General features: G+C 62.0%; 19 protein-coding genes and 1 tRNA gene. 12 read left to right on the top strand and 8 right to left on the bottom strand.

Annotated elements, in window-relative coordinates:
• Nucleotides 1–70: 70 nt before the first annotated feature.
• Nucleotides 71–1279, bottom strand: coding sequence for an ROK family transcriptional regulator (locus QN219_RS08040; protein ID WP_283999077.1), 1209 nt, complete (start codon nucleotides 1277–1279; stop codon nucleotides 71–73).
• 345 nt (nucleotides 1280–1624) lie between these two features.
• Here QN219_RS08040 and xylF point away from each other — a divergent pair, with 345 nt between their 5' ends.
• From xylF to QN219_RS08015, 5 genes are all read left to right on the top strand, one after another.
• A complete protein-coding gene (gene xylF / locus QN219_RS08035; protein WP_283999076.1) occupies nucleotides 1625–2665 on the top strand; it encodes a D-xylose ABC transporter substrate-binding protein in 1041 nt (346 codons plus the stop codon).
• A gap of 213 nt (nucleotides 2666–2878) precedes the next feature.
• Entirely contained in the window at nucleotides 2879–4192 is a 1314-nt protein-coding gene (locus QN219_RS08030) for a sugar ABC transporter permease (protein WP_283999491.1), read from the top strand.
• A 14-nt stretch (nucleotides 4193–4206) separates the two neighbouring features.
• On the top strand, nucleotides 4207–4992 hold the full coding sequence (locus QN219_RS08025) for an ATP-binding cassette domain-containing protein (RefSeq protein WP_283999075.1): 786 nt from the start codon (nucleotides 4207–4209) through the stop codon (nucleotides 4990–4992).
• A 231-nt stretch (nucleotides 4993–5223) separates the two neighbouring features.
• Nucleotides 5224–5300 (top strand) — tRNA-Arg (locus QN219_RS08020).
• A 611-nt stretch (nucleotides 5301–5911) separates the two neighbouring features.
• A complete protein-coding gene (locus QN219_RS08015) occupies nucleotides 5912–6847 on the top strand; it encodes a bifunctional helix-turn-helix transcriptional regulator/GNAT family N-acetyltransferase (RefSeq protein ID WP_283999074.1) in 936 nt (311 codons plus the stop codon).
• 171 nt (nucleotides 6848–7018) lie between these two features.
• On the opposite strand, the gene QN219_RS08010 is transcribed toward QN219_RS08015, so the two are convergent.
• The 3 genes from QN219_RS08010 to QN219_RS08000 form a co-directional block, all read right to left on the bottom strand.
• Complete coding sequence (locus QN219_RS08010; protein WP_173509478.1) at nucleotides 7019–7489, bottom strand: aminoacyl-tRNA deacylase; 471 nt, start codon at nucleotides 7487–7489, stop codon at nucleotides 7019–7021.
• A gap of 189 nt (nucleotides 7490–7678) precedes the next feature.
• Nucleotides 7679–8524 (bottom strand): oxidoreductase, encoded by an 846-nt coding sequence (locus QN219_RS08005; protein WP_283999073.1) that lies wholly within the window; start codon nucleotides 8522–8524, stop codon nucleotides 7679–7681.
• A gap of 47 nt (nucleotides 8525–8571) precedes the next feature.
• Nucleotides 8572–9417 carry an oxidoreductase gene (locus QN219_RS08000; RefSeq protein ID WP_283999072.1) on the bottom strand — a complete coding sequence of 282 codons (846 nt, stop codon included), beginning with the start codon at nucleotides 9415–9417 and terminating at the stop codon, nucleotides 8572–8574.
• A gap of 143 nt (nucleotides 9418–9560) precedes the next feature.
• Here QN219_RS08000 and QN219_RS07995 point away from each other — a divergent pair, with 143 nt between their 5' ends.
• Nucleotides 9561–10445: a LysR family transcriptional regulator gene (locus tag QN219_RS07995; RefSeq protein WP_283999071.1), complete on the top strand. Its 885-nt coding sequence runs from the start codon at nucleotides 9561–9563 to the stop codon at nucleotides 10443–10445.
• Between the two features lie 30 nt (nucleotides 10446–10475).
• Here QN219_RS07995 and QN219_RS07990 read toward each other — a convergent pair whose 3' ends face one another.
• The 3 genes from QN219_RS07990 to QN219_RS07980 all read right to left on the bottom strand — a co-directional run bounded on the left by QN219_RS07990 (nucleotide 10476) and on the right by QN219_RS07980 (nucleotide 13923).
• Nucleotides 10476–10856, bottom strand: coding sequence for a DUF488 domain-containing protein (locus QN219_RS07990; protein WP_283999070.1), 381 nt, complete (start codon nucleotides 10854–10856; stop codon nucleotides 10476–10478).
• Nucleotides 10857–10913: 57 nt separating this feature from the next.
• On the bottom strand, nucleotides 10914–12338 hold the full coding sequence (locus QN219_RS07985; protein WP_283999069.1) for an aspartate aminotransferase family protein: 1425 nt from the start codon (nucleotides 12336–12338) through the stop codon (nucleotides 10914–10916).
• A 145-nt stretch (nucleotides 12339–12483) separates the two neighbouring features.
• The gene (locus QN219_RS07980; protein ID WP_283999068.1) at nucleotides 12484–13923 is read right to left on the bottom strand and encodes an FAD-binding oxidoreductase; all 1440 of its coding nucleotides are present in this window, start codon (nucleotides 13921–13923) and stop codon (nucleotides 12484–12486) included.
• Nucleotides 13924–14198: 275 nt separating this feature from the next.
• On the opposite strand from QN219_RS07980, the gene rfbF reads away from it, so the two are divergent.
• The 3 genes from rfbF to QN219_RS07965 are packed head-to-tail and all read left to right on the top strand — an operon-like array spanning nucleotide 14199 to nucleotide 17271.
• The gene (gene rfbF, locus QN219_RS07975) at nucleotides 14199–14966 is read left to right on the top strand and encodes a glucose-1-phosphate cytidylyltransferase (RefSeq protein WP_283999067.1); all 768 of its coding nucleotides are present in this window, start codon (nucleotides 14199–14201) and stop codon (nucleotides 14964–14966) included.
• Nucleotides 14963–16036, top strand: a complete 1074-nt coding sequence (rfbG, locus tag QN219_RS07970) for a CDP-glucose 4,6-dehydratase (RefSeq protein WP_283999066.1) — start codon at nucleotides 14963–14965, stop codon at nucleotides 16034–16036. Before rfbF ends, rfbG begins: the two co-directional genes overlap by 4 nt.
• 2 nt (nucleotides 16037–16038) lie before the next feature.
• Nucleotides 16039–17271 (top strand): class I SAM-dependent methyltransferase, encoded by a 1233-nt coding sequence (locus QN219_RS07965; protein ID WP_283999490.1) that lies wholly within the window; start codon nucleotides 16039–16041, stop codon nucleotides 17269–17271.
• Between the two features lie 29 nt (nucleotides 17272–17300).
• Here the strand turns inward: QN219_RS07965 and rfbC are convergent, their stop codons facing one another.
• Nucleotides 17301–17834 carry a dTDP-4-dehydrorhamnose 3,5-epimerase gene (gene rfbC / locus QN219_RS07960; protein ID WP_283999065.1) on the bottom strand — a complete coding sequence of 178 codons (534 nt, stop codon included), beginning with the start codon at nucleotides 17832–17834 and terminating at the stop codon, nucleotides 17301–17303.
• Between the two features lie 164 nt (nucleotides 17835–17998).
• Here rfbC and QN219_RS07955 point away from each other — a divergent pair, with 164 nt between their 5' ends.
• The 3 genes from QN219_RS07955 to QN219_RS07945 are packed head-to-tail and all read left to right on the top strand — an operon-like array spanning nucleotide 17999 to nucleotide 20677.
• Nucleotides 17999–18826, top strand: coding sequence for an NAD(P)-dependent oxidoreductase (locus tag QN219_RS07955; RefSeq protein ID WP_283999064.1), 828 nt, complete (start codon nucleotides 17999–18001; stop codon nucleotides 18824–18826).
• Nucleotides 18827–18849: 23 nt separating this feature from the next.
• Entirely contained in the window at nucleotides 18850–19917 is a 1068-nt protein-coding gene (locus QN219_RS07950) for a class I SAM-dependent methyltransferase (protein WP_283999063.1), read from the top strand.
• Nucleotides 19910–20677, top strand: a complete 768-nt coding sequence (locus tag QN219_RS07945; RefSeq protein WP_283999062.1) for a cephalosporin hydroxylase family protein — start codon at nucleotides 19910–19912, stop codon at nucleotides 20675–20677. Before QN219_RS07950 ends, QN219_RS07945 begins: the two co-directional genes overlap by 8 nt.
• Nucleotides 20678–20709 lie beyond the last annotated feature (32 nt).

Genomic DNA, 20709 nt, shown 5'->3' with positions numbered 1-20709 from the left:
CCGCTTTCTGGGACAGCTTGGCAAGGAGTCGCTAAATAACTGTAAATTGCAAAAGTACCAGGACTCGCCTCTAGCCGTGCCCGGCGGCAAGGCCGCTATCGATCGTGCTCAGTGCCCGATTGAGATGACCATCGAAAACCAGCCGCTGCTCGTCGGCCACGACCGTGATCTCCGGCGGACCTATCAGGCGCACCTGCAAGGACTGGGCGAGCCCCTCCTCCACCCCCTTCTGCAGTAGGTCGAAGTAGCGCGTCCCTGATCCGGTGACGAAGATCGGCATTGACTCATAAAGGCTCAGCAGGCGGGAAATGCCGTTGCCGAGAGCGATCCCGGCCTGGCGGAAGGCATATCCAGCCATCCGATGGCCCTGGCGCGCACTGGCCGCAATCTTGTCCATTTCCGAAAGCGGCACGAATTTCGCCGGGATCGTATCGGAAGGCACCTCGAAGGCCGTGCGCAGGATTCCATAGAAGCCGGCGGCTGCCTCGATACAGCCACGGCTGCCGCACCGGCAGAGCCCGGCGGAACTCGTGTGCAGCATGTGCCCGAAATTCGGCGCCGAAACGTCGAGTTCGCCGAAATGCCCGTTCCGCGCCAGACCGAGACCAATGCTGTGGCCGAGCGATATAGCCGCAAGCGCCTTGAAGTCGTCCCTCCCCTCCTCGGCCCGGACCGCAAGCGCCTGGGCCACCAGCAGCGTCTCGTTGCTCAGCAAGATCTTGGCCCGCCACTCCGGCCGGAGCAGGCTTTGGAAATCGAGTTCCTCGCTGCCGAAGACCGGCGACCAGATCAGCCGCGCCCCGTCGCCGGCGACGAGACCCTTGCTGCTGATCGAGATGGCGAGCACCTCTTTCTTCGTGATGCGCGAGCGCTGGAGCAGCCGTTCAAGCGCGGTGGCAAATATCCGTCCAAAGGCCGCCGTACCCTTCAGGTCGTGGTTTCTGGCTTCTTCGAACCGGTCGAGCAGCGTGCCGCCATAGTCGGCAAGCGAATACTGCACGATATCGGACGAGATGCGCACGACGATCACATAGCCGTAGTCGCGTCTCGGCGTGAGCAGCACGCGCGGCCGGCCACGGCCACCCTGGACATGCTGTTCGCTCCTGGCGATGATTCCGGCGCGTTCCAGCTCAGCGGTGATGGCGGAGACGGTGGCGGAGGCGAGACCGGTCTCCGACGCGATTTCGGTGTGGGACAAGGAGCCTTTCCGGCGGAGCGCCGCAAGGACAAGCGTGCTGTTCTGCTGACGTACAAGTTCAGTACTGGACTTGGTCAGCATTACACATCCCTGTCGACGGCGGATCCTTCAACCACATGCCTCCTCCAAAGCATCTGTTGAGCGGCAAGACAAGGCGCCCTGCTTGTTTCCCTGGATCGAAGCCGATTCAAGGATGAAAACAGGCGGCATTTCAAAGTGCTACAGCGATTTCCGTGCGTCTCGGAAAAGACGCGCGGCGCTGCCGGGAGCCTTGTTGACAGCCTGCTAAAACTCTGACATCTATTTTCTCGACTGTCGAGAAAAAAGTCCGCACTGGCTGCGGCCCGTTTACGACAGCACTTCAGGGTTGGCCGAGGAGGCGTGCGGGAGGTTCGTGCGCACGGCGCAACCAATTGGGAGGATGAAATGAAATCCGTTTTGAAGCTGATGGCGGGGGTTGCCATCATCGCGTCAATGCATTCGGCCGCGATCGCCAAGGACCTTGTCGTCGGCGTTTCCTGGTCGAACTTCCAGGAAGAGCGTTGGAAGACCGACGAAGCCGCCATCAAGGCCGCGCTTGAGGCTTCCGGCGACAAATATATCTCCGCCGATGCTCAGTCTTCCGCCGCCAAGCAGCTGACCGACATCGAGTCGCTGATCGCGCAGGGCGCAAACGCCTTGATCGTGCTCGCCCAGGATTCCGACGCGATCGCCCCGGCGATCGAAAAGGCCACCGCAGAGGGCATCCCGGTCGTCGGCTACGACCGCCTGATCGAGAACCCGGACGCCTTCTACATCACCTTCGACAACAAGGAAGTGGGCCGCATGCAGGCCCGCGAAGTCTTCAAGGTGAAGCCGGAGGGCAACTTCGTCTTCATCAAGGGCTCCTCGTCCGACCCGAACGCCGACTTCCTCTTTGCCGGGCAGATGGAAGTGCTGAAGGAAGCGGTTGACGGCGGCAAGGTCAAGAACGTCGGTGAGGCCTACACCGATGGCTGGAAGCCGGAAAATGCCCAGAAGAATATGGAGCAGTTCCTGACCGCGAATGACAACAAGGTCGACGCGGTCGTCGCTTCCAACGACGGCACGGCCGGCGGCGCGATCGCCGCGCTTTCGGCACAGGGTCTCGCAGGCTCCGTACCGGTCTCCGGTCAGGACGGCGACTTTGCGGCGCTCAACCGCGTCGCGCTCGGCACCCAGACGGTTTCCGTTTGGAAGGACGCGCGTGAACTCGGCAAGAGGGCCGCTGAAATCGCTTCCGCGCTCGCCGCCGGCAAGACAATGGACGAGATCGAGGGCGTTCAAACCTTCAACGGCGGACCGAAGGGTGTTGCCATGAAGTCGGTCTTCCTGGCACCGCTTGCCATCACCAAGGATAATCTGAACGTCGTCATCGACGCCGGCTGGATTTCCAAGGACGCGGCTTGCCAGGGCGTTGCTGCCGGCACCACCGCCGCGTGCAACTGACTGCTCGGCATTTGAATTGACCTCAAGACGCCGCAACGTGAACCCGTTGCGGCGTTTGCTTGAGGTCGGGACGGTCTTCGCATGCGGGTGATAAGATCGCGGCAACGCGGCGCAGCAATTCAAAGTGCTGCAGCGTTCTTTGCGCGTCTGAGAAGACGCGCGGCGCTGTAGAACGACCGCATGGGCAAATGGAAACAGTGGGGGACGGCGGCCATGGCCGACACGACGAATACCGCACATTTTAATCGCGCGCGCAGCGCGGCGGAAAATCCGGTGAAGCGCTTCTTCCGCGCCACCGAAATCGACACCCGGCTCTTGGGCATGGTCGGCGCGATGCTGATCATCTGGATCGGTTTCAATTTCCTATCCGGCGGCTTGTTTCTCACGCCGCGAAACCTCTGGAACCTGTCGGTGCAGACCGCCTCGGTCTCCGTCATGGCGACGGGCATGGTGCTGGTCATCGTCACGCGTAACATCGACCTGTCGGTCGGCTCGATCCTCGGTTTCGTCGGCATGATCATGGGCGTGTTGCAGGCGGAGCTCCTCCCACAGCTCCTCGGCTTCAACCATCCGGCTACCTGGATCATCACTCTCCTTGCGGGCCTGTCGCTCGGCGCGGCAATCGGTGCGCTCCACGGCATGATTATCGCCTTCCTCAACGTCCCGTCCTTCATCGTCACGCTCGGCGGGCTGCTCGTCTGGCGCGGCGCCACCTGGTTCGTGACGAGCGGCAGAACCGTCGCGCCGATGGACGCCACCTTTCGCCTGATGGGCGGCGGCACCGAAGGGTCGATCGGCGCGACAGCCAGCTGGATCGTCGGATTTCTCGCCTGCGTCGCAATCGTCGCCAGCATCATTCACTCGCGCAAGCAGCGCAAACGCTTCGGCTTTCCGCGCCGCCCGGTATGGGCCGAGTATTTCCTGTCAGGAATCGGCTGCGCACTCGTCCTCGGCGCCGTGGCGATCGCCAACAACTATCCGTGGCCGACCAACATCGCCCGCAAATATGCCGAAGCGAATGGCCTTGCCTGGCGGGAAGGCGGCCTCTTCATCGCCCATGGCATCGCCATTCCGGTGCTGATCGCAATCCTGATCGGCATTGTCATGACCTTCATCGCCACGCGCCTGCGCTTCGGCCGCTATGTCTTCGCGATCGGCGGCAATCCGGAGGCCGCCGAGCTTGCCGGTATCAAGACGCGCTGGGTGACCGTCCGCATCTTCGCGCTGATGGGCATGCTCTGTGCCGTCGCCGCCGCGATCTCGACGGCGCGCCTCAATGCCGCCACCAATGCCCAGGGCGAGCTCGACGAACTTTACACGATCGCTGCGGCCGTCATCGGCGGCACCTCGCTTGCAGGCGGTATGGGCACGATCGCGGGCGCCATGCTCGGCGCACTCGTCATGCAGTCGCTGCAATCCGGCATGGTGCTCGTCGGCATCGACAGCCCGCTACAGCGGATCGTCGTCGGCGTCGTGCTGGTGACCGCCGTCTGGCTCGACACCGTCTATCGCGCCCGCGCAAAATAATCAGGAGTACGAACATGACAGATCAACGCACTCCGCTTGTGGAAATGAGGAACATTTCCATCTCCTTCGGCGGCATCCACGCGGTGGACAACGCTTCCGTCGATCTCTATCCGGGTGAAGTGGTCGCCCTGCTCGGCCATAACGGCGCCGGCAAGTCGACGCTGATCAAGATTCTTTCCGGCGCCTACAGGCGCGATGCTGGCGAGATCCTGATCAATGGCGAACCGGCCGACATCCACAATCCGCGCGACGCCAAGAAATACGGCATCGAGACGATCTACCAGACGCTCGCCGTCGCCGACAATGTCGACGCTGCCGCCAATCTCTACCTCGGCCGGGAGCTCCGCACCCCCTGGGGAACGCTCGACGATGTGGCGATGGAGGCGAAGGCGCGCGAGGTGATGGGCCGCCTGAACCCGAACTTCCAGCGTTTCAAGGAACCGGTGAAGGCGCTTTCCGGCGGGCAGCGGCAATCGGTGGCGATCGCCCGCGCCATCCTCTTTAACGCCCGCATCCTGATCATGGACGAGCCGACGGCGGCCCTCGGACCGCAGGAAACCGCACAGGTCGGCGAACTCATCAAGCAGCTGAAGCGCGAAGGCATCGGCATCTTTCTGATCAGCCATGACATTCACGACGTCTTCGACCTCGCCGATCGCGTATCGGTGATGAAGAACGGTCAGGTCGTCGGCCACGCCCGCACCGAGGACGTGACCAAGGACGAGGTGCTCGGCATGATCATCATGGGCAAGGTGCCGCCGAAGGCGATTCCGGGCCCTGGCGCCATGCAGATGGCGTGACGGCACCCCGGCCTGTGACCGCATCCGCCCGATCAATCCGGCGCCGCATCCCTCAAGATGCGGCGTCCTTCTTTGGGTGCATATCCGCCCATAGGCGATGCGAAGCGACTTCAGTGCGGACCAGGAAAACGAATTTCCCCCACAATCTCCTGCAATTGACCATTGAAGCGACGCGCAAGCTAGGCTAAGAACCGCTCACAGCCTGCTTCGGCGGCCCTGCCGCCAACGGATGCACCCGTAGCTCAGCTGGATAGAGTGTTGGATTCCGATTCCAAAGGTCACAGGTTCGAATCCTGTCGGGTGCGCCACTAATATCCAATAGAATTAGCTGCTTGCCGATCTTTCGCGTGATCGGCCGTTCACGCTTGACGGCATCGGTTTCGAGACGCAGCAGGACGCTTGCCTGTGCCGGTAGGCCAAATCGGTATTTAACTGTCGTAGCGCAGCCAAACCACCAGCCAGGCGTTTCCCGCAGGCGCAACCTTTCGCGTCTCGCAAGTAAAATAGCATTAACCGAAACCCCTGAAATGTTACTGGTATGCCTAATACTTTCGTATAGGATCAACCTCGCAACGACACATCTTCTAGCATTGCCATCGCTTGTAGTAGGCTTTGCGGCGGACCGTATTGCCGTGTCTATGCTCAATATTGCAACACATAGAGTTTGAACCTGACTGAGCCCGGGTCCTTGCGATCCGGGCTTCTCTCGATCTGTTCGGGCAGATTTGACCACATTGATCCGCACGGCTAGCCAACACTGCCCGGGACTGTAGTCATGTTAGATCGGGCTATTGCAACACGCGGGCAAACGCTGCCGCTATCCGGCGGTTGGCTGACAAGGCCGACGTTGACATGGTCAGGCATTTTATGTGACAAAGTCAGCAATATATCTGACAAGGTCAACAAGATGGACTCACCGATGCCGCAGGCTGATCAAGAGGACTATATCGCCGCAGTGCGTCGCTTCAGCCGCTTTTACACCCGTCGCATCGGTCTGCTACATGAAGGCTTGCTTGGAGGTCCGCTTTCCCTCGCCGAAGGCCGCCTCGTCTACGAGCTCGCGCAGCGGGGAACATCCACGGCCAAGGAACTCGGGGCAGAGCTCGAACTCGATTCCGGCTATCTCAGTCGTCTCCTACGGAGCCTGGAAGAGCGTGGCCTCGTCTCGAAAAGCCCGTCGTCCGAGGACGGACGGCAGGTATTGATCTCGCTGACCCCGGCGGGCCGCGACAGCTTCGCCGTCATTGACGCTCGTTCGCGCGAAGAAGTGGGTGCGATGCTCGATCGCCTTTCCCTGCCTGAACGGCGCAAGCTCGCCACGGCACTTGCCGAGGCCGAACGTCTGCTCGGGGGTGCACCCTCCGAGCCTGCTCGCGTCCCTTACATCCTCCGCACACATCAGCCGGGAGACATGGGCTGGATCGTCCATCGTCACGGCGTCCTCTATGCACGAGAATACGGATGGGACGAGACTTTTGAGGCTCTCGTCGCCCAGATCACGGCCGGTTTCATTCAAGACTTCAAACCGAAGCGCGAGCGCTGCTGGGTCGCCGAGCGCGAAGGCGAGATCGTTGGTTCTATCTTCCTGATTGAAGAGTCAGCGAGCGTCGGCAAGCTCCGTCTCCTCTACACGGAGCCGAGCGCTCGAGGTCTCGGGATCGGTCGCCGGCTCGTCGAGGAATGCATCCGCTTCGCGCGGCAAGCTGGATATTCCAAGGTCACTCTTTGGACCAACGACGTCCTCACAGCGGCGCGGCACATCTATCAAACGACAGGCTTTCATCTCGTGCAGGAGAAGAAGCACCACAGCTTCGGACACGATCTGGTCGGGCAGAACTGGGAACTGCTGCTGTGAAGGAACACGGCGCTGCCCTCGAAAGGCGGCGCTCAAAAATGGCCATTTGATTTCCGGACATCATGATCGACGGATGATGCAACTTTGATGCCGGGCGTTGGCGCACAGCCAATCTTCCGAAAGCGCCACCTCGGCGTCCGGTTGCGAGGGCTCCACCGGGGGCCGTGCCCTTTACGACGGATGGCTGAAGCGGGCGACCTTCGCATCCTTCATCAGGTTGCGGAAGTTGGGGCCGCTGACATGCACCAATGTCCTGTGGTCACCGCCTTCGAAATAGACGTCGCTGACGTTGCCGAGGCTTTCGTCGAGGATCACCGGCACATTATAGGCCGATCCGATGGGCGGCACCGCACCCGTGTCGCAATCGGCGAAAAGCGTGCTGACCTCCTCCTCCGAGGCGAGGCCAAGGCGCCTGTTCATCACTTCCTGCAATGTGGAAAGTTCGATCCGATGCGTACTCGGAACAACGGCGAGAACATATCCCATTTCGTGATGCACGACGACGGATTTGGCCAACCTGCTGCCCGGAACATGGGCCGCCTGCGCTGACTGGCTGGTGGTTGCCGTGCGGTGATGAGCGACGGTGTCGTAGGCAACACCCTCGCCTTCAATATAGTCCTGAAGTTTTCTTGCGATCGTCATCGTAGGCACCCTTGATGTTGCGTAGTGACGTATCAGGAGAGACATTTTCCTCTCATCACCTGCGAAGTCAACGACGAATGGCAGATGCGAACGGAGCCCGTAGCGACGGGCCGGTGCCTTGCTCGGGTCGCAAGAGAAGGCCGGCTGCCGCCTTTGCGCAGCCACCGGCCTTCTGCAATTGAGCCCTTGTTAGTGGGCGGACGCACTCTCCTTCGGGAAGTCCGTCGAGACCGCAAGTTCCCGCCAGGCGGCGAGTTCGCCGGCGACATGGGCGTTCTTGGCTTCGATCGCAGCGACCGTGTCGCTGCCGAAAGGCATGCGCAGCGGCGGGTTGTCGGCATGGGCGAGTTGGACCATGGCTTTTGCAAGCCGTGCCGGGTCGCCCGGCTGGGCATGGTTTGCTGACTTGGCGAATTCGCGCATGGCGCCAACGGTCTCCCTATAGTCCGAGATCGACAGCGGGCTCACCGCCAGCGACTGTTCGTCCAGGAAGTCGGTACGGAAGAAACCCGGTTCGACCACCGTCGCCTTGACGCCGATCGGCGCCAATTCCTGCGCAAGTGCCTCGGTCAGCCCCTCGATCGCGAATTTGGTCGAACCGTAGACGCCCCAGCCGGTAAAGGCCGAATAGCCGCCGATCGAAGAGACATTGATGATATGCCCCGAGCGCTGGCTGCGCATTTGCGGCAGGACGGCCCGGGTCACCGCAAGGAGGCCGAAGACGTTGGTGCGATAGATCTTCTCGATTTCTTCCGCCGTTGCTTCCTCGACGGCCCCGAGCAAGCCGTAACCGGCATTGTTGAGTAGAACGTCGATCCGGCCGAAGCGCTCCACCGCTGCCGCGGCCGCCGCCCGAGCCTGCTCCTCATTGGTGACGTCGAGGGCCAACCTAAGCAGATTTTCGTGCTGGCCGAGGGCATCGAGGGATTCGACGCGGCGTGCCGTGGCGACCACCGCATCTCCGGCACTGAGCGCCTCCCTCGTGATCAGCGCGCCAAAGCCGCGGGAGGCACCTGTGATGAACCAGATACGCATTGAAAATCCTTCCTTAATTCGCGTTGGATGTTTTCTTCGAGTTGCAATCAGTTCGTATTGGCGTCCGGGAAATCGGCCCCTTCGGTTACTTCGGCCCAGGCATCGAAATCCTTGCGCAAGGCATCGAGCTTCGCCCGAGCGCCGGCGAGAGCCTCGCGGCCGAGCAGCAGCCGCAGCGGCGGTTCGGCAGCATTGACCGCCATGACAATCGCGCGTGCTGCCCTTTCCGGATCGCCGGGCTGCTTGCCGCTGTAATCCCTGATCCTGCGCCAGACGGCACCCGCCGTGTCCTCGTAGTCGTTGATCGAGACGGTCGCCTCCCCGGCGGAACGTCCCGCCCAATCGGTGCGGAAGGGACCGGGCTCGACAATGAGTATCTTGATGCCGAGCGGCTCGACCTCCTTCGACAGCCCTTCCGATAATGCCTCGACAGCGAATTTCGAGGCCGCGTAGAAGCTCAGCGCCGGTACCGACCGCAGGCCGCCGATCGAAGAAATGTTGACGATGGTGCCAGAGCGGCGCCGGCGCATGCCGGGCAGAACCGAGCGCGTCATGTTGGCGAGGCCCCAGACATTGACCTCGAACATGGCGCGGACCGCGTCCATGTCGCTCTCCTCGAAAGCGCCGAAGTAACCGACACCGGCATTATTGACGAGAACGTCGATGTGGCCGAAGCGCTGCTCGGCGGCGCGTGTCGCCTCGGCAATGTCGTCCGTCTTCGTCACGTCGAGCGCGAGAGCGAGCGTGCGGTCCGGCGCGATGGCCGATAGATCGGCAACCTGCGCCGCATCACGAGCCGTGACGACAACATTGTGGCCGAGCGCGATGACGTGCTGTGCGAGCGCGCGGCCGAAGCCGGTCGAGCAGCCTGTGATGAACCATGTCTGTGCCATTGCGAACTCCTTCCTTGATCGGGTGAGGATCAGATCCTCGAGGCCGGGGCCTACTTGCCCGTGGCGACAAGGGGAGAATGGCGCAATTCGATTTGCGTGATTAGAATGGAAATTCTCTCAATAATGCTGAGCGAGATTCATCTATGCGCGCGACCGACCTGTCAGAACTTGCGGCTTTCGACGCTGTCGCCCGGCACCGGAGCTTCCGGAAGGCGGCCGAGGAACGTGGGGTCACGGCCTCGGCGATCAGCCATGCCGTCAGCAATCTGGAGGAGCGGATCGGGCTTCGGCTGCTCAATCGCACGACCCGCAGCGTCTCGCTGACGGATGCCGGCACCATGCTTCAAGCGCATCTCACGCCCGCCTTCGGTGAAATCGGATCGGCGCTCGACGCGCTCAACAGGTTTCGCGACACGCCGTTCGGCAAGGTGCGGATCAATGTCCCGAATTCGGTTGCCCCTTTCATCCTGGGGCGGGTGATGGGGCCGCTCATCCGGGACAACCCCAATCTGCAACTCGAGATCTCCGCGACCGACCGGCTGGTGGATATCGTCGAGGAAGGTTTCGACGCCGGCATCCGCCTCGGTGAGAGCCTTCGGGAAGGCATGGTGGCGGTGAAGATCAGGCCTCGGCTGCGCTTCGCGGTCGTGGGCGCACCGGACTACTTCCGCGAACGGAGCATCCCGCAGACGCCGCATGAACTGAAGGACCATGTCTGCGTTCAGAACACGTATCCGAGCGGTGTCCGCTACCCCTGGGAATTCGAACGCGGCGGCGAAGCTGTCGCCTTCCACCCGACCGGGCCGATCGCGCTCGACGATCAGGAACTCATGGTCCAAGTGGCGCTCTCCGGCGTGGCGCTCGCCTATGTTTGGGAAAACCGCGCGCAACGGGAGATCATCGACGGCAAGTTGATACGCTGCCTCGATGAATGGTGTCCGCCGGAGGACTGGTTCTATCTCTACTATCCGAGCCGCCGGAACATTTCCGCCGGACTGCGGGCCGTGATTGAGGCGATGCGGGTGTGACAGGACGAGTCACCCCATGGCGGTTGCCTCTTACGTCGGCGACCGGTCTCCTCCCTCACCGCGCTCCAGCCAGGCTTTCAGCGCCACGGCATTGTTCCTCTCCATGTCCCGCGCCGCGTAAAGCAACGTCACCGGGCCCTCCGCCAGCCGCTCGAGGAGTTCCTTGACCGCCGCCTGAGCCGCCGCCCCGTTCAATTCTTCCGCGTAGGCGGTGCAGAACTCGTCCCATGCATCGGGCTTTCCATGGAAGCGTTTGCGCAGGGCATCGCTCGGCGCGATGTCCCTCAACCAGAGATCAATCCGCGCCTTGTCCTTGGCGATCCCGCGTGGCCACAGCCTGTCGATGAGGATGCGCGCGCCGTCGCTTGCCTCCGGCGCCTCATAGACACGCTTCAGTGTCAGCGAACTCATAAGACTTTCCATCTGCCCAGCTATGCCCCGTAAACGCTCTGGATGTCGTCCCTAAGCCTAGACTGACGCCTCACGCGCCCGGACCGCCCGCCAGGCCGCGATGATCGCGTCTGCCGCAACATCGCCGGCGAGATCGTCGGTCAGCCACGAAATCACCGATACGCGCATGACCTTGCGACCGCGCCAGGTTGCGCTGCCGCAGAAGCAGACGCCATCGGCCTGTATCCGCTCGATCGTCCGTTGCGTGAGCCGGTCGGCCTCATCGCCCGGGTGTTTCGCACCGAACCGCACGAGGAACTGATTGAGCACGACGTCGTTCAGGACCTCTATTCCCTCTTCCGATTTCAGCCTTTCGGCCATTGCATGAGCGACCCGGCAGTGACGCTCGACCATGGCGGCGATCCCGTCGCGCCCAAGATGCTTGATCATCGCCCAGGTGGCAAAGCCACGGGCACGACGCGACAGTTCCGGAACGAAATGGCTCGGATCGCGCTCGCCCTCAAAGCTCGGCGGCAGGTAGCTTGCCGCAGTCGTCATCGCACGGCGATGCGCCTCTTCGTTGCGAACGATGGCATAGCCGCAGTCATAGGGTGTTTGCAGCCATTTGTGTCCGTCGGTCGCCCAGGAATCGGCGCCGTCGACGCCCTTGGCAAGTCCGCTCCTCTGCGGGCAGGCGCGCGCCCAAAGGCCGAACGCGCCGTCGACATGAACCCAGGCGCCGATATCTTTGGCGATGGGGATGATGCCTTCGAAATCGTCGAACGCGCCGGTATTGATCTGCCCCGCCTGAAGGATGGCAATGCAGGGACCGGAGACCCTGCCAGCCGCATCGGCGAAGTCGGACGCGAGAATGCGGCCGGCATCATCGGTCTTCACGCGAACGACCCGGTCATGCCCGAGGCCGAGAAACTGCAGCGCAGAGAAGACCGTCGCGTGCGCGTCATCGCCAATCAGGACGGCAATCGGCGGGGCACCAAACAGGCCCTGCTCTTCGACGTCCCAGCCGACCCTTCCCAGGACGTCGCTGCGTGCTGCAGCGAGGCAGACGAAATTGGCAACCGTCGCGCCGGTAACGAAACCGATGGAACTTTCTCTCGGCAGATCGAGAAGATCGAGCAGCCAGCCGCCGGCAACCGCCTCTGCGGCGGCCGCTGCCGGCGTTGCATGATGGTTGCCCGTGTTCTGGCCCCAGGCGCTCGTGAGCCAGTCAGCGGCGACGCCCACCGGATGCGACCCGCCGATGACCCAGCCGAAAAAGCGCGGGCCCGTCATCGTGTGAAGTCCCGGCTCCGCCTTCGCCACAAGCTCGTCGATCACACCAGGACCGGCGCACCCATCGATCGGCAGCGGCTCGCGAAATTCCTTGAGCGATGCGAGATAGGAAACCTGCGGCTTTTGCGGAATCTCGGATATTCCGTCGCGGAAGCGCACGGCATGCTCTGCCGCGCGCCGAAACAGGCCATCGACCGACCGTTCCCCCATGTAACCCCTCCCTGCCAAGGCGCCACATCGCCCTCGGCCATTCGCAATGGCAACTCCCTGGGTCACCTGTTCTGCCGTTATGGCAATCGACCGGCCACGCGCTTGTTCACGCATGGCCGGAGCCTGCCTTCTATCGAGGCGGAGATTATGCCGCCCCCCGCTCCTCGATCGGCCTCACGTTCTGGTTCATGCGGAACAGGTTTTGCGGATCGTATCGCCGCTTGACCTCGACAAGCCGCCCGTAATTGCTGCCATAGGCGGCCTCGACACGGTCGACCTCGTCGGCCGGCATGAAATTGATATAGGCCGTTCCGGCCGCATAAGGCTTGGCCGCCTCGAAAAGACGGCGCGCCCAGTCTATGCAGACCGGGTCCATTTCCGGTTCGCGCCACCGGGCATGAACGTTCATCACGAAATGCGAGCTGCGCTGCGGGAAAGCCGTTTCTTCGGCTGCAATACGACCGGCGGCACCGCCGACGTGGCCGATGAAGATTTCGCATTCCGGTCCCGGCAGTTGACGAATGGCTTCCAGCAGGATGTCGATCGTCGTATCGGACAGTTCCATGAAATCGTGGCTCTTCCAGTAATTGCGAGCGCCGGGCGTGAGCAAGGGATCGAACGCCTGCTGCCAACCGACGAAGGGACTGGGACCGACGACGTCGGCGATCGGATTGCCGATCGAGCGCAGGGCAGCGGTCGCCTGCCCCCCCGCCGCGATATCGCCTGAGTAGCACATGGCCAGAACGAGGATTTCCTTGCCGTGCCACTCTTCCGGAAGGAATGGCAGCGGCGGCGCCTGCCGCATCACGGCCCAGCAGGTGAGTTCGTCGGGCGCCGTCTCGAGCGCCTGGCGGTATTGCTGAAGGACCGCTTGTGCGTCCGCGAAGGGGTGAACGACGAGCCCCGCCAGGACCTGCGGTTCAAGGTCGTGAAGCTGGAATTCGAAGGCCGTGACGACGCCGAAATTCCCGCCGCCTCCGCGCAGCGCCCAGAACAGGTCGCGATGTTCCGTCGGGCTTGCGCGCACCAGCTCGCCATTCGCCGTCACGACATCGAGCGAAAGCAGGCTGTCCAGCGTCAAACCGAACTTGCGCGTGGTCCATCCGAAACCGCCGCCAAGCGTCAATCCGGCAATACCGGTCGTCGAATTGATCCCGCTCGGCAGTACCAGTCGGAAAGCCTGGGTTTCCTTGTCGACGTCGGCGAGCGTCGCGCCCGGCTCGACCCATGCCTTCTTCGCCGTGGCGTCCACCCGCACCGATTTCATCGGCGACAGATCGATCATCAGGCCGCCGTCGCAGACGGCGTTGCCGGCAATGTTATGTCCACCGCCACGCACGGCGACGAGCAGGCCGTTTTCGGCCGCGAAACGAACCGCATTGATGACGTCGGCGGCCCCGGCGCATTGCACGATCAGAGCAGGCTTGCGGTCGATCATCCCGTTCCAGATCGTACGCGCCTCGTCGTAGCCCTCGTCGTTCTCAGTGAGCACGCGGCCGCGCAATTGCCCCGCCAGCGCCTCGATCGCCTCGGCCTTAACAGTCGTCTTTCCCGCTTGCAGATTAGTGAGGCTCATTTCATCCATGATTCGCTCCTCCCGCGGTGAACCATGCCCCAGCGAGCGGCATTTTGCGCCTTTCCCCAAACCCGCGCAAGCAGCCGGGCCCGGCTGCATCGGCCAGCCTCGGAACGCCTTACGGTTGCAATCGCCCCTAAAATACGCCAAGGAGCGCCAGCAGCGCCCGGTCTCCGCCGCGGGTTATGCCGATTCCCCCGGGAGAACGTCGCCAATCAAGCCCCGGGCAAGGCTGGAATACGAAAAAAACGGAGCGCAACGCGCACGTTGGAGGCAGATCGGGCATGAAAGTCGTCATTCTCGCCGGTGGATACGGCACACGCATCTCCGAAGAGAGCCACCTGCGACCCAAGCCCATGATCGAGATCGGCGGCCGTCCGATCCTCTGGCACATCATGAAGATCTACAGCCATTTCGGCTTTTCCGATTTCGTGATCTGCCTTGGCTATCGCGGCTATATGATCAAGGAGTATTTCTCCAACTACATCCTGCACTCCTCGGACGTCAGCTTCAACATGGCGACGGGAGAGACCATTTTTCACACAAGCAAAGCAGAACCCTGGCGGGTAACCCTCGTGGAAACCGGCGCGGAGTCGATGACCGGCGGGCGCCTGAAGCGCGTCGCCGATTATCTCGGCGATACCTTCTGCCTCACCTATGGCGACGGCGTCGCCGACATCGATATCCGCGCATTGACCGACTTCCATCTCCGGCATGGACGGGACGCGACCGTGACGAGCGTCGTGCCGCCGGGACGATACGGTGCGCTCGCAATCGACTCCGGCCAAGTCTACAGCTTTACGGAAAAGCCTGCGGGAGACAACGGCCGCATCAATGGCGGCTTCTTCGTGCTCAACCGCTCGGTGCTCGACCGGATCGAAGGCGACCACACTCCATTTGAAGACGGGCCGCTCGAAGGCCTGGCGCGCGACGGCCAGTTGATGGCTTTCCAGCATGACGGTTTCTGGCGTCCGATGGACACGCTGCGCGACAAGAACCAGCTTGAAGAGCTCTGGCAGCAGGATCGCGCACCCTGGAAGCTCTGGTCATGACCCGTCTGCCTGATCCAAAGTTCTGGGCGGGAAAGCGGGTCCTCCTCACCGGCCATACGGGCTTCAAGGGCGCTTGGGCTGGACTGTGGCTGCGAGAGATGGGGGCGCATGTCAGCGGCTACGCCCTGGCGCCGGTCTCGCAGCCATCGCTCTACGCCCTGCTGCATGAGGACGAATTGCCGGAGGGGCAATTCGGCGACATTCGCGATCGCCAAGCACTTGCCGAGGCGCTGCGGACGAGCGAGCCAGAAATCGTTCTGCACATGGCGGCACAACCGCTGGTGCGGGAAAGCTATGCGGCGCCGGCTGAGACCTTCGACGTGAACGTCATGGGCACAGTACGGCTCCTGGAGGCCGCCCGCGCCACTCCGTCGGTCAAGGCCATTCTCGTGGTGACGACGGACAAGGTCTACCGCAACGACGAGAGCGGCCGCCACTTTCGGGAAACCGACACGCTCGGTGGCCATGATCCCTATTCGGGCTCGAAGGCCGCGTGCGAGATCGCGGTCGCGACCTGGCGCAGTTCCTATTTCAACGAGCGCGGCATCCGCATTGCGACGGCGCGCGGCGGTAACGTCATTGGCGGCGGCGACTTTTCTGCCGACCGGCTGGTGCCGGATATCGTGCGCGCGGCGCTTTCGGGCGAAAGGCTCAATATACGCAGTCCGCTAGCGACACGCCCATGGCAACACGTGCTTGACTGTCTCAACGGCTATTTCCTCTTTGCCGAAGCGCTCTACAAGGACGAAACCCGCGCCGACGCGCTGAATTTCGGTCCCTCCCCGGCCGAACCGGCGATCGCCGTGCGCGATGTAGCAAACGCCATCCAGGCGGCAATGGGGCTGTCCTCACAATGGGACGATGTCTCCTCACTCGGACAGCCGCGCGAAATGCAGACACTCGGTCTTGACCCGGCACTCGCAGCCGAGGCCCTCGCCTGGCGCGCGCGACTGACGCAGCGACAGGCGATCGAGTGGACCGCACACTGGTACAACGGCTGGCGCCGGGGCGAGACCGCACGCCAACTCACGCTCGGCCAGATCGCAGCATTTACGAAAGGTCGCCAATGATAATGCCTCATCACTGCCGCTTCTGCTCGACCCCTCTCGCAACCTTGGTTGCCGACCTGGGGGCGACGCCTTGGTCCAATTCGTTTCTCGAGCCGACCGAGGAAGCGATCGCGCGCGAGCAGGCCTTTCCCTTGCAGGTGATGGTCTGCTCGGAATGCCTGCTCGTCCAGACCACCGAAACGGTACCCGCCGATGAAATCTTCAACGCGGAATATCACTACCTGTCGTCGTTCTCGACGAGCTGGCTGGACCATTCCCGGCGCTATGCCGAAAAGATGATCGGCCGTTTCAATCTCGACGGCACGTCACAGGTGGTGGAGGTTGCCTCCAACGACGGCTATCTGCTGCAATATTTCGCCGAGAAGAATATTCCCGTGCTTGGCGTCGAACCGGCCGCCAACGCCGCCAAGATAGCCGAGGGTCGCAAAGTCCCGACCCATGTCGCCTTCTTCGGGCAGATAACTGCGAGTGAACTGGTCGCCCGCGGCATCCGCGCCGACCTGACGGCCGCAAACAATGTTCTGGCGCACGTGCCGGATATCGCCGATTTCGTCAGCGGCTTCCCGATCCTGCTCAAGCCGGACGGCGTGGCGACCTTCGAATTCCCGCATCTGCTGCACACGATCGAAGGCATCCAGTTCGATACGATCTACCACGAGCACTATTCTTATCTCTCGCTCGTCGCCGTCGAGCGTATTTTCAAAGCCTGCGGCTTGCACGTCTTCGACGTCGAGGAACTGCCGACCCATGGCGGCTCGCTGCGCGTCTATGCGCAACTGGCGGGTGGCACGAGGCCGGAGACCGCGGGCCTCGCGAAGGTGCGCGCCGACGAAGCCGCGGCCGGTCTGATGCGCATGGAGACCTACCTGGCCTTCGGAAAGCGGATTGCAGCGGTCTGCGAAGAATTCCGGGCGTTTCTCGCCGACGCAAAGGCAGAGGGCAAGACCGTGGCGGCTTATGGCGCTGCGGCCAAGGGCAACACCTTCCTGAATGTTTGCGGCCTTACCTCCGACGACATAGCCTTCATCGTCGATCGTAACGACCTGAAACAGGGCAAGCTGTCGCCCGGCAGCCATATCCCGATCCACGCGCCAGACGAATTGGCGGCCGCCAAGCCCGACTATGTCGCGATCCTTCCCTGGAACCTGACGGAGGAAATCGTTGCCGCGAACGATCACGTCCGCTCCTGGGGCGGCCGTTTCGTGGTTGCCATTCCGGAAGTGCGGGTGATCTGAGGCGGGCGCGCCCCACCTCATGCCGGCGATCAGATGAAGGCAAAGCTTCGGTCGCGCTCCGACATCTGGGTGATTTCAATGGGCCATGCGATGTTCACCCGCGGATCGAGCGCGTTCAATCCGCCTTCCGCCTCCGGCGCAAAGGGTTTGTCGTGGAGATAGATCAGCTCGCAGTTCTCGGTGAGGGTTTGGAACCCATGGGCAAAGCCGCCCGGAATCATTATCGACCGCGCGTTCTCGGCGCTCAAAACCTCGCCGTGCCAACGCAAATAGGTCGGCGAGTCCGGACGCATGTCGACGGCGACATCGAAAATCGCGCCGACCAGGCACGACACGAACTTCGCCTCTTCATGGGGAGACCGTTGGAAATGCAGCCCGCGAACGGCGCCCTTGGTGCGGGTCATCGTGTGATTGATCTGCGCAATCGCGCCGGTCGAACCGAACCCGAAAAGCTCCTCCTGGCAGAAGAAGCGCGAGAAGAAACCACGCTCGTCACCGAACTGTATGCGCTCGACCACCGTCAGGCCGGGAAGTTCCGTACGAATGCGCCTGAAGCGCTGCATGGCATGTCCTCTCAATCGGCCGAAGGGTTCATCAGAGCGACGACTTTGGAGGGCGGTACCATCATTTCCGCGCGATCGAAAGACGTTAGTGCGCGGAAACCTGATATCAGCCCCATGAACACTATGCCTTGCAAAAATCGCCCTCGCCCGCGACTGGAAAACGCTTGACCAAACAAGTCCTTCTCACCGGCGCCACCGGTTTTGTCGGCCGCCATGTTTTACGCGAATTGACCGAACGCGGCATTGTCGCATGTCCTGTCGTCCGCCCGGCAAGCGAGGACAGATTCGTCGGCATGGCCCGAATCGGGCGCATTCTTTCAACCGACGCGCTTTTTTCCGAATCGGCGGAGTGGTGGGCGCAAGCACTCGCCGGCATCGACACGATCATCCATCTCGCCTGGTACGCCGAGCCCGGCAAATACCTCACATCGCCCATCAATCTCGATTGCCTCACCGGCACTCTGGCCATGGCCAAAGGCGCCGCAGCCGCGGGCGTCAGGCGCTTTGTCGGCATAGGCACATGCTTTGAATACGAACTCACCGGCCGCCCCCTGACGACCGACACGCCGCTCAAGCCCCTGACGCCCTATGCGGGCGCCAAGGCAGCGGCCTTCATTGCGCTTTCGCAATGGCTGCCGCACGCAGGCGTGGAATTTGCCTGGTGCCGGCTGTTCTATCTTTACGGCGAAGGAGAAGACGAACGGCGGTTCGTTCCCTATCTCAGAAAATCCCTTGCCTCCGGGCAGATGGCGGATTTGACCCAAGGTCATCAGGTCCGCGATTTTCTTGACGTTCGCGAGGCAGCCAGGATGATTGTGGACGCTTCGGTTAGCACCGCGCAAGGAGCGGTCAATATCTGTTCAGGCGTACCGGTAACGATCCGAGAATTTGCTGAGAGAATCGCCGACGAGCATGGTAGGCGGGACCTGCTCAATTTCGGGGGTCGAGCTGAAAACCTCGTCGACCCACCTCATGTCGTGGGCGTCAGGTGAACCGACAGGCTGAGGAACCACTTATGGCATCAGGAAACGCGACGCGGGTGCTCTACGAGCAACGCGAGTTGCCGATTTTTCAGAACAAGATGTACGACAGCGCCGACGAGGCAATATCCTCTCCGCGCGGCGAGATGCGCCTGGTGGAGGATCTTGGCACGGGTCTGGTGCGCAATGCGGCCTTCCGGCCGGAACTGATGGTCTACGATACGAGCTATCAGAACGAGCAGGCCGTCAGCCCTTCGTTCCAGCGTCATCTGGATGATGTCACCAGGATCATTCTCGATACGATGGGCCGCCAGGAGCTTGTTGAAGTTGGATGCGGGAAGGCTTTTTTCCTCGAGAAGCTTCTCGGCCAGGGCGTCGATATCACCGGTTTCGATCCGGCCTATGAGGGCGACAACCCGCGCGTCCGCAGGGAATATTTCCAGCCCGGGTCCGGCATCGAGGCCAAGGGCCTCATCCTGCGCCATGTGCTCGAGCACATTCCGGATCCCGTCGCCTTCCTCGAGCAATTGAAACAGGCGAACGGCGGCCAAGGAAAGATCTATATCGAAGTCCCGTGCTTCGACTGGATCTGCGAGCGCCGGGCCTGGTTCGATATCTTCTACGAGCACGTCAATTACTTCAGGCTTTCCGACTTTCACCGGATCTTCGGCAACGTCATCTCGAGCGGCCGGGTCTTCGGCGGCCAGTATCTGTTCGTCGTCGCGGAACTGAATTCGTTGCGCAAACCCTCTATCAATGAGGACGACCGGGCGGGCCTTCCCGAGGATTTCACCCGCAAGCTCGAGGCGCTGGATACGGCGGACCGGGAGCCGGCTGTGATCTGGGGCGGAGCGTCGAAGGGCGTGATCTTCTCGCTGCTGCGCACGCGCGCAGGGCTGCCGGTAAAGGCGGTCATCGACATCAACCCGGCCAAGCAAGGCAAGTACCTGCCGATCACCGGATTGTGCGTCCGCGCGCCGGACGACGTGCTGGCGGATTTGCCCCCCGGTTCGAGTATCTACGTGATGAACCGCAACTATCTCGAAGAGATCAAGCGAATGTCCAACAACGCATACACCTATATTGAGGTCGACCATGACTGATTTCCGAGAGGAGGTTGCTGCGCGAATCTCCGAGATCGAAGCAAACAGCGAATTCCGCAAGAGTGCCGCCGATTTCCTGCGCCAGTCGATCGGTCCGAAATACTCCTACAACTACTTCTGGATGGGCCGGCCCATCATCCAGTATCCGCAAGACATCGTCGCGATGCAGGAGATCATCTGGCAGACCAGGCCGGATCTCATCATCGAAACCGGCATCGCCCACGGCGGTTCGCTCATCATGAGCGCATCGATCCTGGCGCTCCTCGACATGAGCGATGCAATCGAGGCCGGCACGACATTCGATCCCCGCGCTCCGCGCAGGAAGGTTCTGGGCGTCGACATCGACATCCGTGCCCACAACCGCGAGGCCATCGAGGCTCACCCGATGTCGTCCAGGATCCACATGATCCAGGGGTCGAGCATCGAGCGGAACGTCGTCGAGCGGGTTTACGATTTTGCAAAGCCGTTTTCGCGCGTTCTCGTCTGCCTCGACAGCAACCACACCCATGATCACGTGTTGGCGGAACTGGAGGCCTACGCGCCGCTGACCACGAAGGACAGCTATTGCGTCGTGTTCGATACCGTCATCGAGGATCTGCCGGAAGAAGCCTATCCCGATCGTCCCTGGGGTAAGGGAAACAACCCCAAGACGGCCGTGTGGAAATATCTCGAGTCGCACCCGGAATTCGAGATTGACCGCTCGATTGACCGGAAACTGATGATTACCGTTGCCCCGGACGGCTTCCTGCGGCGCAAGTGATCACCCGAAGGACGCTGTTCTGCAAACGCACC

Source organism: Sinorhizobium sp. 8-89, assembly GCF_030124325.1.
Classification (GTDB): Bacteria; Pseudomonadota; Alphaproteobacteria; order Rhizobiales; family Rhizobiaceae; genus Sinorhizobium.
This window is presented reverse-complemented; position numbering and strand designations above follow the sequence as displayed.

Bases quoted from the DNA above. Each gene is read 5' to 3' on its own strand.
- QN219_RS07945 (WP_283999062.1), top strand. From the start codon at position 19,910: ATGACTGATTTCCGAGAGGAGGTTGCTGCGCGAATCTCCGAGATCGAA.
- rfbC (WP_283999065.1), bottom strand. From the start codon at position 17,834: ATGCAGCGCTTCAGGCGCATTCGTACGGAACTTCCCGGCCTGACGGTG.
- QN219_RS07990 (WP_283999070.1), bottom strand. From the start codon at position 10,856: ATGAGTTCGCTGACACTGAAGCGTGTCTATGAGGCGCCGGAGGCAAGC.
- QN219_RS08000 (WP_283999072.1), bottom strand. From the start codon at position 9,417: ATGGCACAGACATGGTTCATCACAGGCTGCTCGACCGGCTTCGGCCGC.
- rfbF (WP_283999067.1), top strand. From the start codon at position 14,199: ATGAAAGTCGTCATTCTCGCCGGTGGATACGGCACACGCATCTCCGAA.
- QN219_RS08030 (WP_283999491.1), top strand. From the start codon at position 2,879: ATGGCCGACACGACGAATACCGCACATTTTAATCGCGCGCGCAGCGCG.
- rfbG (WP_283999066.1), top strand. From the start codon at position 14,963: ATGACCCGTCTGCCTGATCCAAAGTTCTGGGCGGGAAAGCGGGTCCTC.
- QN219_RS07965 (WP_283999490.1), top strand. From the start codon at position 16,039: ATGCCTCATCACTGCCGCTTCTGCTCGACCCCTCTCGCAACCTTGGTT.
- QN219_RS08040 (WP_283999077.1), bottom strand. From the start codon at position 1,279: ATGCTGACCAAGTCCAGTACTGAACTTGTACGTCAGCAGAACAGCACG.
- QN219_RS08010 (WP_173509478.1), bottom strand. From the start codon at position 7,489: ATGACGATCGCAAGAAAACTTCAGGACTATATTGAAGGCGAGGGTGTT.
- QN219_RS07980 (WP_283999068.1), bottom strand. From the start codon at position 13,923: ATGGATGAAATGAGCCTCACTAATCTGCAAGCGGGAAAGACGACTGTT.
- QN219_RS07985 (WP_283999069.1), bottom strand. From the start codon at position 12,338: ATGGGGGAACGGTCGGTCGATGGCCTGTTTCGGCGCGCGGCAGAGCAT.
- QN219_RS08025 (WP_283999075.1), top strand. From the start codon at position 4,207: ATGACAGATCAACGCACTCCGCTTGTGGAAATGAGGAACATTTCCATC.
- QN219_RS07950 (WP_283999063.1), top strand. From the start codon at position 18,850: ATGGCATCAGGAAACGCGACGCGGGTGCTCTACGAGCAACGCGAGTTG.
- QN219_RS08015 (WP_283999074.1), top strand. From the start codon at position 5,912: ATGCCGCAGGCTGATCAAGAGGACTATATCGCCGCAGTGCGTCGCTTC.
- QN219_RS07995 (WP_283999071.1), top strand. From the start codon at position 9,561: ATGCGCGCGACCGACCTGTCAGAACTTGCGGCTTTCGACGCTGTCGCC.
- QN219_RS08005 (WP_283999073.1), bottom strand. From the start codon at position 8,524: ATGCGTATCTGGTTCATCACAGGTGCCTCCCGCGGCTTTGGCGCGCTG.
- xylF (WP_283999076.1), top strand. From the start codon at position 1,625: ATGAAATCCGTTTTGAAGCTGATGGCGGGGGTTGCCATCATCGCGTCA.